Source organism: Sorangium sp. So ce375 (assembly GCF_051473855.1).
GTDB lineage: Bacteria > Myxococcota_A > Polyangia > Polyangiales > Polyangiaceae > Sorangium.
This window is the reverse complement of record NZ_CP150335.1, coordinates 10,175,120-10,187,275: the sequence shown is the minus strand read 5'-3', so window position 1 is coordinate 10,187,275 and position 12,156 is coordinate 10,175,120. Positions and strand designations below refer to the sequence as shown.

Annotated in this window: 8 protein-coding genes and 1 pseudogene; 2 read left to right on the top strand and 7 right to left on the bottom strand. The window is 71.3% G+C overall.

Features of this window, described 5'->3' with window-relative positions:
- The 4 genes and pseudogenes from WME90_RS38045 to WME90_RS38030 form a co-directional block, all read right to left on the bottom strand.
- Window positions 1-2,787, bottom strand: a complete 2,787-nt coding sequence (locus tag WME90_RS38045; protein ID WP_437276973.1) for an Rne/Rng family ribonuclease — start codon at window positions 2,785-2,787, stop codon at window positions 1-3.
- A 732-nt stretch (window positions 2,788-3,519) separates the two neighbouring features.
- Complete coding sequence (locus WME90_RS38040) at window positions 3,520-4,062, bottom strand: hypothetical protein (protein WP_437276972.1); 543 nt, start codon at window positions 4,060-4,062, stop codon at window positions 3,520-3,522.
- Window positions 4,063-4,486: 424 nt separating this feature from the next.
- Complete coding sequence (locus WME90_RS38035; RefSeq protein ID WP_437283715.1) at window positions 4,487-4,945, bottom strand: carboxyl transferase domain-containing protein; 459 nt, start codon at window positions 4,943-4,945, stop codon at window positions 4,487-4,489.
- Window positions 4,946-5,009: 64 nt separating this feature from the next.
- Window positions 5,010-5,105: pseudogene (locus tag WME90_RS38030) on the bottom strand (hypothetical protein); the annotation flags it as partial.
- 672 nt (window positions 5,106-5,777) lie between these two features.
- On the opposite strand from WME90_RS38030, the gene WME90_RS38025 reads away from it, so the two are divergent.
- A complete protein-coding gene (locus WME90_RS38025; RefSeq protein ID WP_437276971.1) occupies window positions 5,778-8,438 on the top strand; it encodes a protein kinase domain-containing protein in 2,661 nt (886 codons plus the stop codon).
- 9 nt (window positions 8,439-8,447) lie between these two features.
- Here the strand turns inward: WME90_RS38025 and WME90_RS38020 are convergent, their stop codons facing one another.
- The 3 genes from WME90_RS38020 to pyrH form a co-directional block, all read right to left on the bottom strand.
- Complete coding sequence (locus WME90_RS38020) at window positions 8,448-9,689, bottom strand: KamA family radical SAM protein (RefSeq protein WP_437276970.1); 1,242 nt, start codon at window positions 9,687-9,689, stop codon at window positions 8,448-8,450.
- The gene (locus tag WME90_RS38015; protein ID WP_437276969.1) at window positions 9,676-10,746 is read right to left on the bottom strand and encodes a peptidylprolyl isomerase; all 1,071 of its coding nucleotides are present in this window, start codon (window positions 10,744-10,746) and stop codon (window positions 9,676-9,678) included. Before WME90_RS38015 ends, WME90_RS38020 begins: the two co-directional genes overlap by 14 nt.
- A 132-nt stretch (window positions 10,747-10,878) precedes the next feature.
- On the bottom strand, window positions 10,879-11,640 hold the full coding sequence (pyrH, locus tag WME90_RS38010; protein WP_437276968.1) for a UMP kinase: 762 nt from the start codon (window positions 11,638-11,640) through the stop codon (window positions 10,879-10,881).
- 191 nt (window positions 11,641-11,831) lie between these two features.
- Between pyrH and rpoZ the strand changes: the two genes are divergently transcribed.
- On the top strand, window positions 11,832-12,074 hold the full coding sequence (rpoZ, locus tag WME90_RS38005; protein ID WP_436615503.1) for a DNA-directed RNA polymerase subunit omega: 243 nt from the start codon (window positions 11,832-11,834) through the stop codon (window positions 12,072-12,074).
- Window positions 12,075-12,156 lie beyond the last annotated feature (82 nt).

The following is a 12,156-nucleotide window of genomic DNA, read 5'->3' as shown; positions in this document are numbered from 1 at the left end:
TTACCTGCCTTGCAGATCGAACTGCTCGAGGTGGTACTCCTTTCGGGGCACGAGATCGATCCGGCGCTGGAACAGCCGCTCCGCCTCTTGCACGGCGATGCGCTCGTCGTTCTTCAGGAGGTCGATCACGGCCGGGTGCGCATTGACCACGACCGAGTAGCCGGGCAGGTTCATCCGCTCGCGCCGTATCTGCCGCAGGATCTCGTAGGCGACGGTCTGCTTGGATTGCAGCTGCCCCGTCCCGTCGCAGTAGAAGCACGGCTCGAGGATCGTCCGCCCGAGGCTCTCGCGCGTCCGCTTCCGCGTCATCTCGATGAGGCCCAGATCGGAGATCCGGTTCAGCGTGGTCTTCGCCTTGTCCCTGGAGAGCAGCTCCTCGAGGCGGCGCCGCACCTTCTCCCGGTTCTGGGCGCGCTCCATGTCGATGAGGTCGAGGATGATCAGCCCGCCGATGTTGCGGAACCGGAGCTGATAGGCGATCTCCTCGACCGCCTCCAGGTTCGTGGTCAGGATCGTCTCCTCGAGATCCTTCGACCCCTTGCCGACGAAGCGCCCGGTGTTCACGTCGATCGCGGTGAGCGCCTCGGCCTGGTCGATGATCAGGTGCCCGCCCGAGGGCAGCGGGACCTTCCGCGACAGCGCGCGCTGGATCTCGTCCTCGATCCCGTACGCGTCGAAGATCGGCTCCGTCCCCTCGTAGAGCTCCACCGCGTCGGCGCGCTCGGGCATGAACATCTCGACGAAGCGCCGCAGCCGGATGTACTCCTCGCGGTCGTCGATCACGATCTTCTCGATGTCGTCGGTGAAGAGATCGCGAGCGGTCTTCAGCACGAGGTCGAGCTCGGTGTAGAGCACCGCCGGCGCCCGCACGCCGCTCTCCCGCTTCTTCGCCACCTCGCCCCAGAGGCGCACGAGGTAGCCGACGTCGGCCTTGAGCTGCTTCTTCGTGAGGCCCTCGGCGAGCGTGCGTACGATGAGGCCGCCCTGCGGAGGCTTCATCGCCTCGATGGCGTCGCGCAGCCTGGAGCGCTCCTTCTCCGAGCCGATGCGCTTGGAGATCCCGATGTGATCGACCGTCGGCAGGTACACGACATAGCGGCCGGGCAGCGAGATGTGGCTCGTGACCCGGGCGCCCTTCGTCCCGATCGGCTCCTTCGAGACCTGGACGATGACCTCCTGCCCTTCGCGGACGACCTCGCGGATCGGCGTCGACTTCGAGATGCGCGGCGGCTCGTTCTGCCAGTTGCGCGAGCTCTGCTGGCCCCGCGCGGCGCTCTTGCCCTTGCCCTCCCGCGGCTGCTCGCGCCCGCGCTCTCGCGTTCGCTGCTCGCGCCCGCGTTGCTCGCGATCGCGCCCCTCGCGTCCGCCCTGCTGTCCTCTGCCGCCACGTTCGCGCCCGTCTCGGCCCTCGCGCCCTTCGCGCGGCGCCTCGCGCCCGTCTCGGCCCTCGCGCCCCTCGCGCGGCGCTTCGCGTCCCTCTCGGCCCTCGCGCCCCTCACGCGGCGCTTCGCGCGCTTGGCGCCCCTCACGCGGCGCTTCGCGTCCCTCTCGGCCCTCGCGCCCCTCACGCGGCGCTTCGCGCCCCTCTCGGCCCTCGCGCCCCTCACGCGGCGCTTCGCGCCCCTCGCGCCCCTCGCGTGCTTCCGCGGGGGCCGCCTCCGCGAGCGCGGCGCCGCCCTCGAGGTCGATGCGCCGGTCGCGCGTCCGTCCCGAGCGGCGCACGCGCGCCTCCCGACGTCCGCGCGCGCGCCCGCTGCGCGCCCGCGCTGCCGGCGGCACGTCATCACCCGAGGATGCTGTCGCGCCCGCGCCTTCCGGGACAGGCGGCGCGCTCGCTTCCTGGCCTGCCGCCGGCCACTCACCGGCAGCGCCGTGCGCGGCGGGCTCGTCCGACGCGCTCGCCTCCTGCGCCTCCGCCTCGTCGCTGTCCGCCGTGTTCAGCGTCTCCGGACGCTCTTCGGCCGCGCTCCACGCGTCCGCGGTGTCTTCCGGCGGCGGGGAGGCAGGCTCGATCTCGTAGGCGGGCGCGTCGAGATCGTCGTCGTCGTCAGCGCTCGCCTCGTCGGGGCCGGACTCCTCGGCGCTCGCCTCGTCGGCGTCGCTGTCCCCGCCCGGCGCGACCAGCTCCTCGTCGTCGTCGTCCGCGCCGTCGTGCTCGTGCCCGCCGTCGATCTCGGGCTCCGAGTCGTCGGCCTCGTCGAGCGTCATCATCGTCCCCACGCCGGCGAACGCCTGTCCGGAGGGGCTTCCGAGCACGTCGAGCGCCGTGGGCAGCTCGATCGGCACATCGCTCGCTTCGTCGAGCGAGCCGTCGGCCTCGACCGGGCCTCCGGTCTCGAACCCTTCTTCCGCGCCGAAGTCCGCTCCTTCCCGGTGCTCGTGGCGTTCGGCTGTCAGGTCGGGGCTCTCGGGCGCGGCTCCGGCGCCGGATAGCTCAGGCGCCTCGCTTGCGTTGGGCCCAGGCGCCTCGCTGCCGCGCGCGGCGCGGCCTCGCGAGGAGGCGCGCTCCTCCTCCGCAGTCCGGCGGTGCCCAGCCAGGTATGCCTCGAAATCGTCGGGCCGGATGAGATCCTCGACGTGCAGGAAGGCTGCTCGCTCGAGCCCCACGTCGATGAACGCGGCCTGCATCCCGGGCAAAACGCGGCTGACCTTGCCGAGGTAGATGTTTCCGAGCGTCCCCTTGGAGCTCTCCCGCTCGAGATGCAGCTCAGCGATGATCCCATTTTCGATCAGCGCGACGCGTGTCTCGCGGATGTCCACATTGATGACGAGAAGGTTCTTTCCCATGTCGGATGCCGCACATCGGCGGCGCCGCCAAGCGTTACCACGGGTTGCCCGGCCCATGAAGGCGCAACCCGGAGTACGCTGCGCGATTGGGGGCGCGGGGCCGGAGTTCGCCGAGGCAGGCCGGCCGCCAGCACGTGAGCTACCTCGCGCATCCGCCGCTCTGCCCCGAGCGAGACGCCCGGGGGCGCTGCTGGCGCGTCCGAGGGACCGGGGGCGCTGCTGGCGGGGTCCGAGGACCGGCGGCGCTGCTGGCGGGTCCGAGGACCGGCGGCGCTGCTGGCGGGTCCGAGGACCGGGGGCGCTGCTGGCGGGGTCCGAGGACCGGGGGCGCTGCTGGTGGGGTCCGAGGACCGGCGGCGCTGCTGGCGGGGTCCGAGGACCGGCGGCGCCTGCCGCTGGGCCCAGCCCTGGCCGGGAGCGCCGGGCCGAGGCCTCCGCGCGGCGGATCGGGGGCGCGCGAGCTGGGGTGACGTCCGCCCGGCGGCGACCAGCCGGCCCTCGCTCGACGTCCGGCTGCCTTGTTCCCTCGGCGCATCGACCGCGCTGGCACCCCGCGGGCGTCCTGCTCCCGCGGGCCACCGGTGTCGTGCCTCGCGCTGTCCTCTGTCGACCTACGCCGCGGTGCCGAGCAGCGACGGCCGACGCGGGCCGGCCGTCGCGGCTGGCACAAAAAGGCCGAAGGGGGCGGCCATCGGGCGCCCCCTTCGGAGATGAGCTGCTGTTGTCAGAGGCTCACGGGGAACACACCGGCTCTCCGGCGGCATCGCAGCTGTCGGCGCACTCCTCGCAAACAGCGCATGTGATGAAGGCGTCGTAGGCCTCGACCGCGGCCTCGTTGTCCGTGCGGCAGGTCTCGATGCACGTGGCCGGGTCTTCCTGCTGGGCGCACTCAGCGATACACACCACAAGGGCCTTGCACTCGTCACTGGCCACGCAGGCCTGGCGGACCTCTTTGCACGGCCCGTCGATCGCGCACTTGTAGCAGCCCGTATTCGTGTCGCGGCCGCACGTGTCCGTCGTCTCATCACAGGTCGGGGTACCCGTCGAGGAAGAGCTCGTGGCGCTCGCGCCTCCTCCGCCGCCGGCGCCTCCTTCGCCGCCTGCGCCGCCGCCGTTGCCGCCGTCGCCGCCGTTGCCGCCGCTGGCGCCGGAGCTGCTGCTCCCGCTGCTGCTCGTGGTGGTGGTGCTGTTGCTCGACGACGGGTTGCCGTCGTCACCGCAGGCCACGAGGGCGCAGCCGGAAATCAAAAACGCAGCGAATACCCAAGATTTCATGCTCAATACCTCCACAGAACCCAACCGACCGTTCATTCGTGTACTCGGCGCCCCCCCAACGCTCGGCATGCCTGCCAAACCACCCGTTTTCCTGCGACCGGCTCCGGGTGCACCTGTGCAGATCGTCGGTCAGAGAGAAGCATCGCGCGTGGAGAGCAAAGAAAAACAGCCACGCAAGCTGTTTCTACACGCTCAGGATCGGCCGTGCAATGGCGTCGCTCGCTCCAGCACCGACCCGCCGAGGCGCTCTAAGCGGTTTGCTGGCTGATCCGTCGCTGAGCGCGGCTCTCTGCGCCTCCAAGCTGTCGCAAAATTCTGCTAAAGTGGGATGTTCCCGTGCTCCTCCGGTGGGCCCTTGTCGCGCCTGGCGCGCGGGATGTCGAGAGGGCCCGGGCCAGTCGAGTGCGGAGCACGCGCGGGGAGATCACCTCGTCGATGAAGCCGAGCTCGGCCGCCTTGTAGGGGTTGGCGAATTTCGCCTTGTGATCCTCGACGAAGCGTGCGCGGGCGTCGGTCGGGACGGCCGCGCGCTGGATCTCCCGCGGTGCACGATGCCCACCGCGCCTTCCGGGGCCATGACCGCGATCTCGGCCGTTGGGAAGGCGAGGTTGTAATCGGCCCGGAGGTGCTTGGAGGCCATGACGTCGTAAGCGCCGCGTAAGTTTTGCGGGCGCTCTCGGGCACCGTCGCCCCGGCGAGCGCATAGAGGAGCTTCGCTCCATGAGCGATGATCCCGCCATGTTCCTGATCGAGCCCCCGGGAGGAGGCCGGGCACGTCGACCGACGTGACGAGCGGGATAGTGAAGCAGTCCCAGAAGCGGACAAAGCGTGTCCGCCTCGATGTCGAGGCAGCCGGCGGGCACCTGGGCTGGCCCGCGACCAACCCGATGGGCGCCCCCGATCCGGGCAAACCCGACCACGATGTTCTGCGCAAAGCGCTCGTGGATCTCGAGGAGACGGCCGTCGTCGAGCACGGCGCGCACGGCTGCTTGAGGTCGTACAGCTTCGACGGCGCGGCGGGGACCCCCTGGGCGCCCTACCATGCCCCCTGGGGCATCGAAACCCCGCCGCGCGCGACGGCGCGACGCCCTCTCACGGCGACGACCCCAGCAGCTGGTACGACACGGGGCGAGCCCAACGGAAGCGTGTGGAACGTGCGAAACGTGCGCAATGCGAAAACGCGCGAGGCGCGAGGCGCGAGGCGCGAGGGACCTGCGACGCAAAATGACCGCCCTCGACCAGCAGCGCCGCCCTACTCTCTTGCGCGGGCGAGGGGACACCACGTACCCTGGGCGGCGCTCAGTCGTCGATGGTAAATGCAGGAATTCCCGACACGTAGACCATCTGAAGACCGGGACGCAGGGGCTGTCATCGCCGCTGCGGACCCGCCGCGCCGCGACTTCGAACGGGGCAGCTCGGGCCGGTGTGGCAGCAGAGCGGTCGCCTTCCACGGCAACTGACGTGCGGCGCCTCGTGAGAAGCGCACGGAACCGCGTCACCAGCAGCCCTGGATCGTCCGCGGGAGCGCTCCGCGCTCCTGGCTTGAGGCGCCTTACGCTCGACGATCCCAGCGTGGCCTTCCGCCTCGCGTCGCGGGGTGAGATCGTTTCGGACGAGAGGTCGCTCGAGTGAAGCTCGCTCAGACTCGCGAGGCTCGTGCCCTGGCCGTCGCCGCCGTGGCGCGAGGGCTCATCGAGCCCAACGCCCTTTGGGACATGGCTTGCCGATGGACCCTCGGCGGCGCGTCGACGCCCCAGGAGCTCTTCGAGGGGATCCTCACGCCGGAGCAGCTGGCCGCGCTGCCGGAGCTGCTCGCGCAGGAGGGCCGCAGCCCGCCCGTCGCGCGCGCCCTCTCGCCGGAGAGCGAGGACCAGGACGCGCTGCGCTTCGACACGCAGCGGGAGATCGACCTGCCAGGAGAGGACGTCGTGGCCGATTTCCCGACGCTCGCGACCTCCGCCACGCGCGCCGTGAGCGCCGGCGGCAGCCGGTACGAGGTGGGCGAGGCGCTCGGGGCCGGGGGCGCAGGGAAGGTGGTGAAGGCGCGCGACCGGGAGATCGGCCGCGTGGTCGCGCTGAAGACCTTGAAGCCGGGGGCCGAGGCGGACTCCGCGGTGGGCAACCGCTTCCTGACCGAGGCGCGGATCACCGCGCAGCTCGAGCACCCGAACATCATCCCGGTCTACGACCTGGGCACGCTGCCCAACGGTCAGCCCTACTACTCCATGCGGGTCGTCAAGCGGCAGAGCCTGCAGAACGTGCTGACGAACCCCGAGCTCCGCAGGCAATGGCCGCTCGTCCGGCTCATCGGCGCGTTCGTGCAGATCTCCAGGGCGCTGGCCTACGCGCACCGGCGAGGCGTCGCCCACCGCGACATCAAGCCGGAGAACGTGCTGCTCGGCGACTACGGCGAGGTGTACCTGGGCGACTGGGGCAACGCGAAGCTGCTCTCGAGGGCTGAGGTGAGCGAGCCGATCTCCGTCGACCCGGGCGGGCAGGACTTCGGGCGCAAGCGGCACGAGGCGATCGCGAGCGCGCTCTCGGGCACGCCTGGCTACATCGCGCCCGAGCAGATCCGAGGGGACCAGGCGCGGATCGATCACCGCGCGGACATCTTCGCGCTCGGCGTGGTGCTCTACGAGATCCTCACGGGCGAGCACCCGTTCGACGCGCCGACGGTCCTCGCCGTGATCCTCGCGACGCAGACGCGCGACCCGAGGCCGCCGCGCTCGATCGCGCCGAGCTGTCCGCTGCTGCTCGAGGACCTCTGCCTCGCGATGCTCGCGAAGGATCCTGAACAGCGGCCGCCGACCGCCGACCGCGTCGCCGCGGAGGCGGAGGCGTTCCTCGAGGGCGCCAAGGAGCGGATGCGCCGTCGTGAGGAGGCCATCAAGCTCTGCGAGCTCGCCAAGGCCCCGCTCGAGCGTGACCGGCGGCTCGACAGCGAGCGCGAGCGGCTCGTCGAGGAGGCGCGGCGGCTGCTGAAGGACGTGAAGGAGTACGAGGCGATCGAGCGCAAGCGGGCGGGCTGGCAGCTCGAGGACAGGGCCGCCGGGGTCGAGCGCGAGCAGGCGCGCGCCGCGGCGGAGGCGATCGACCTCTATACGAAGGCGCTGGCGTACGATCCGGACCTGGTCGAGGCGCGCGCCGGGCTCGCGGATCTGTACTGGTCGCGCGCGGTGCGGGCGGATCAGGAGCACCAGCACGCGGCGCGCATCTACCACGAGGCGCTCGTGGCGGAGTTCGACGTGGGCCGCTACGCCGCGCTGCTCACCGCCGACGCGGTCCTCTCGTTCGACTCGTCGCCGCCGGGCGCGAGCGTCGTCGCGTACCGTTACGTCGAGAAGGATCGCATCCTGGTGGCGAGCGACGAGCGCGCGCTCGGCCGCACGCCGCTCCGCGAGGTGCACCTCAAGCCGGGCAGCTACCTCTTCATCCTGAAGCGCGCCGGCTGCCGGGACGTGCGTTACCCGCTGCTGCTCAAGCGGGGCACCCACCACCGCGTCGAGGTGAACCTCTACACCGACGCGGAGATCGGCGAGGGGTTCGTGTACATCCCGGGGGGGACCTTCATCGCTGGCGGCGACGCGCATGCCTACGATCCGCTCCGCCGCGCCGAGCTCCACGTCCCCGACGTCGCGATCGCGAAGTTCCCCGTCACCTTCCGCGAGTATTGCGAGTTCTTGAACGAGCTCGAGACGCGCGATCTCGATCTCGCCCTCAAGCGCGCGCCGCACGGGACGCGGGGCTCCGAGGGCTATGTCGCGCGGCCCGCCAGCAGCGGCGGCTGGGAGCCGTTGCCCAGCGTGGTCGAGGGCGACGCGCAGAAGCGGTTCCCGGCGGAGGAAGGGCACCTCTGGAACCTGCCCGTCATCCTCATCGACTGGTTCGACGCCGTGGCCTACTGCCGTTTCCGTAGCGAGCGCGACGGGATCGAGGTCCGGCTCCCCACCGAGCTGGAGTGGGAGAAGGCGGCTCGCGGGACCGACGGCCGGTTCTACCCGTGGGGAGATCACTTCGACCCGACGTTCTGTCTGATGCGCTCGTCGCGGCCTTTCCTGTCGCAGCCCGAGCCGGTCGGGACCTTTCCTGTCGACACCTCGCCCTACGGCGTGCGCGACATGGCGGGCGGCGTGCGCGAGTGGGTCGCCGACGTGAACGGCGAGAGATCGTGGGCGGAGACGTCGGGTGAGATCGAGTCGACCCCCGACGCGGGCGGAGACGCGCCGCGGTGGCGCATCGCCCGCTCCGGGAGCTGGGCCGCGGACTCGCAGCAGTGCAGGAGCGCGTCGCGCACCCGCTTCTTCGGGATCGCGCGGGCGCTGAACCTGTCGTTCCGGATCGCGAAGCCGCTCTCGCGGGGCCCCGGTCGCTGAGCGGGCGGCTCAGCGATCAGGCCGCGTCGGCGGGTCGACGTACTCGACCTCGACGCCGCGGTGCGTGCGGAGGACGGTGCGCCCCGGCTGGCGATCGACGATGTACTCGGGGCCGATCGGCACCTTGCCCATCCCGCCGGGCGTATCCACGATCAGCTTCGGCAGCGCGATGCCGGTGAGCCGGCCTTGGAGCTGCTCCATGAGGGCGACGCCGGTCGCGAGCGGCGTGCGCAGGTGCGACGTGCCACGCACGGGGTCCATCTGGAGCAGGTAATAGGGCCGCACCCGCCAGCGCACGAGACCCCGGAAGAGCGAGGCCAGCGTCGTCGCGTCGTCGTTGATGCCGCGCAGCAGCACGGTCTGGTTCATGACGGGGAAGCCGTGGTCCGCGAGGCGCTTGCAGGCGCGCTCGGCGGCGGGCGTGAGCTCCTTCGGGTGGTTGAAGTGCGTCATCACCCAGAGCGGGTGGTACGGCTTGAGCGCGCGCACGAGCTCTGCGGTGATCCGCTGCGGCAGCGTGACCGGCACGCGCGTCGCGAGCCGGATCGTCTCCACGCTCGGGATCTGCCGCAGCCGAGCGATGAGCCGCACGACGCGGTCCGTCGAGACGGCCAGGGGATCGCCCCCGCTCACGATGACGTCGCGCACCTCCGGGTGCGCCTCGAGGTACGCCATCGCCGGCGCGAGGCGATCGAGCGCCACCGCGCCGCCGCCGTCGCCGACCATGCGCGAGCGGGTGCAGAAGCGGCAGTAGACGGCGCAGCGATCGGTCGCGAGCAGCAGCGCGCGATCCGGGTACCGCTGCACGAGGTGGGGGGCGACCTCGTGCGCGACCTCGCCGAGGGGATCGGCCAGATCGCCGGGCACCTCGGTGGCCTCGTCCGCGAGCGGCACGCACTGCCGGCGGATCGGGCACGCCGGATCGTGTTTGTCGCAGAGGCTCAGGTAATAGGGGGTAACGCGGATGGGCAGCCCGGCCTTTTCAGCGCGCCTCGCGCCAGCGAGCTCCTCCGTCGTGAGCGACAGCGCCCGGTGGAGCTCGTCGGCGCTCGAGAGCGCGTGGCGCAGCTGCCAGGTCCAGTCGCTCTTCCGCGCCTTCGCGCCGGCTGGTCGCGCTCCCTGCTGCTCGCTCGCGGCGAGCGGCCCTGGGCGCTCCGGCAGCGCGATGGCGCGGGCGCTCGCGCCTTCCTCGCCCAAGCTGGGTCGCCGGGCGAGCCGCGCGGCGGCGACGAGCTCGCTACTTGCCGGCATTGCTCGACGGTGCCGCGGCGTCGCCGGCCTGCTCCGGCTGCGGCGTGCGGGGCTTCGCGGGATCAGGCTGCGCCGCGCTTCCGGGCTGCACGAGCTGCTCCGGGAGCTTGACCGAGGAGAGCGCCGCCTCGTTGATCTCGACGGGGAACTTCTTCCGCAGCTCGTCCTCGAGAGCGCGCTCTTGGTCCTGCATCTTCTGCTGGAGGAGCGCGACCCGGATCGAGCGCTCGGCCTCCGCGAGCTCGCGCCGGTGCCCGCCGGTGAGCCCGCTCAGGCGGACGACGAAGAACCGTCCGTCGGCCTCGACGAGCTGCTCGCCGACGGCGCCCACGCTGCCGATGCGGAAGGCGGCCTCGCGGACCGGCTCCGGGACGCGGGGGTGGGCGCCGCGCTGATCTCCGGGCGGGCCGACGATGCCGAGCTCTCCCGCGAGGTCGAGCGGCGGGGCCGCGCTCTTGTCCTTCGGCGCCGTGAGCGAGTGCTTGAGGAAGAGCTCACCCCACGCGCTGTTGCTCCCGGCCTTCTGCGCCTCCTTCAGGACCTTCTCCCCGAGCGCTTTGTCGCCGACCACGATGGCGGCGACGCGCCTCCGCTCGGGCTCGATGAACTTGTCGGCGTTCGCCTCGTAGTACGCGCGCACCTCGGACGCGGGGATGTCGGCCGGCGCGGGCAGGCCCCTTCGCGCCTGGGCGATCATCGCCTCGCGGAGGATCTGCCGGATCGCGTCCTCGACCGCGGAGTCCTTCTCGAGGCCCCGGCGCCGCGCTTCCAGCGCGAGCAGCTCCGCGTCGATGATCTCGCTGAGCAGCTCGCGGCGCCGCTCCTTTGTCTGGTACCGGAGCCGATCGAACTGATCCATTCGCTCCAGCGTCCTGCCGAAGTCGCCCAGGGTGATCACCCTGTCCCCGACCTTCGCGAGCACGCGCGCCGACTGGTCGGCCGTCAGACCGAACACCGGACTCCCCGCGTCCGAGGGGACCTGGAGCGCGGGCTCGTCGCAGCTCGCGACGAGCGCGACGATCGAGACGATCGAGATGGCGAGCAGGGGTCGGCGCACCGGAGCTCGGGTCATTGCTGGCTCGGGGTCTAGCACGGTTTCATCGTGGCTCGAGGTCGCGGCGCCCCGCTCCGGCCGGCACATCGGCCGACGTCACGGCTCGCCGCTCGCGCGGAGCGCTCGAACGCGCGCTCAATCGACGATCGTGCCGATCTCTTCGCCCCTGCAGACGCGGAGGATGTTGCCGCGGGTCATGAGCTTGAACACCCGGATGGGCATCTTGTTCTCGCGGCAGAGCGTGACCGCCGTCGAGTCCATGACCCCGATCCTGTCGGCGAGGAAGCGGTCGTAGCTCAGGTGCGCGAACATCTGCGCGCCCTCGTGGCGCACGGGATCGCGGTCGTAGATGCCCTCGACCTTGGTCGCCTTGAACAGCGCCTGCGCCTGGATCTCCATGGCCCGCAGCGCCGCCGCCGTGTCGGTCGAGAAGAACGGGTTGCCCGTGCCCGCGGCGAAGATGACGATGCTGCCCTTCTCCAGGTGCCGCATCGCCCTGCGGCGGATGTACGGCTCGGCGACCTGCCGGATCTCGATCGCGGTCATCACGCGCGTCGGCACGCCGGTCTTCTCGAGCGCGTCCTGCAGGGCGAGCGCGTTGATGACGGTCGCGAGCATGCCCATGTAGTCGCTCTGGGAGCGGTCCATCCCCGCGCTCGCGCCCTTCAGCCCGCGGAAGATGTTGCCGCCGCCCACGACGACCCCGATCTGCACCCCCATCCGCTGGAGCTCGGCGACCTCGCCGGCCACGTGGTGGAGCGTCTCGGGGCGAATGCCGAAGCCCCCTTCCTCGCCGCAGAGCGCCTCGCCGCTCAGCTTGAGCACGATGCGGCGGTACTTCAGCCCGGGGGCCGGACGAGGGGGAGGGGGAAGGAGAGAGTCCTGGTCAGCGCCCACGGGGGCACCTCGTAGTCGGGACCTGCGTGGAGGGCAACGAGCAACGTGAGCCATCGAGCGGGCGAAGCAGCAGCGGGCGCGCCGCACGATCACGATGGCGAGCGCACGAGGCACGAGGAAGCACGAGGAAAGACCGCCGAGCGGCATGTACCTTGCGCTTGCCGGAGCAGGGCGCTACTCTCGGCCCCCCTATGGCGCGTGTGACTGTGGAAGACTGCCTCGAGCGCGAGGAAAACCGTTTCGCTCTCGTCGTGCTCGCGGCCAACCGGACGCGGCAGCTCATGAAGGGCGCGGACGCTCTCGTGAAGACGAAGAACAAGCCTGCCGTGACCAGCCTCCGAGAGATCGCGGCGGGCAAGGTGCACTTCCACCGGAGCTCCCACGAGGTCGTGTCCGAGTGGCTCCAGCAGATGAACGCTGGCGGCCAGCGCTGATGGCGCATCGGAAGAGCGCGCCTCCGGTGATGCGCGCCTCCGTCGGGGCCTCGTTCCGCAGCTCGCTCCCGTCACCGTGACA

Coding starts and splice junctions, on each gene's coding strand:
- WME90_RS38045 (WP_437276973.1), bottom strand. CDS start 2,787: ATGGGAAAGAACCTTCTCGTCATCAATGTGGACATCCGCGAGACACGC.
- WME90_RS38020 (WP_437276970.1), bottom strand. CDS start 9,689: ATGCCGGCAAGTAGCGAGCTCGTCGCCGCCGCGCGGCTCGCCCGGCGA.
- WME90_RS38025 (WP_437276971.1), top strand. CDS start 5,778: ATGGCTTGCCGATGGACCCTCGGCGGCGCGTCGACGCCCCAGGAGCTC.
- rpoZ (WP_436615503.1), top strand. CDS start 11,832: ATGGCGCGTGTGACTGTGGAAGACTGCCTCGAGCGCGAGGAAAACCGT.
- WME90_RS38040 (WP_437276972.1), bottom strand. CDS start 4,062: ATGAAATCTTGGGTATTCGCTGCGTTTTTGATTTCCGGCTGCGCCCTC.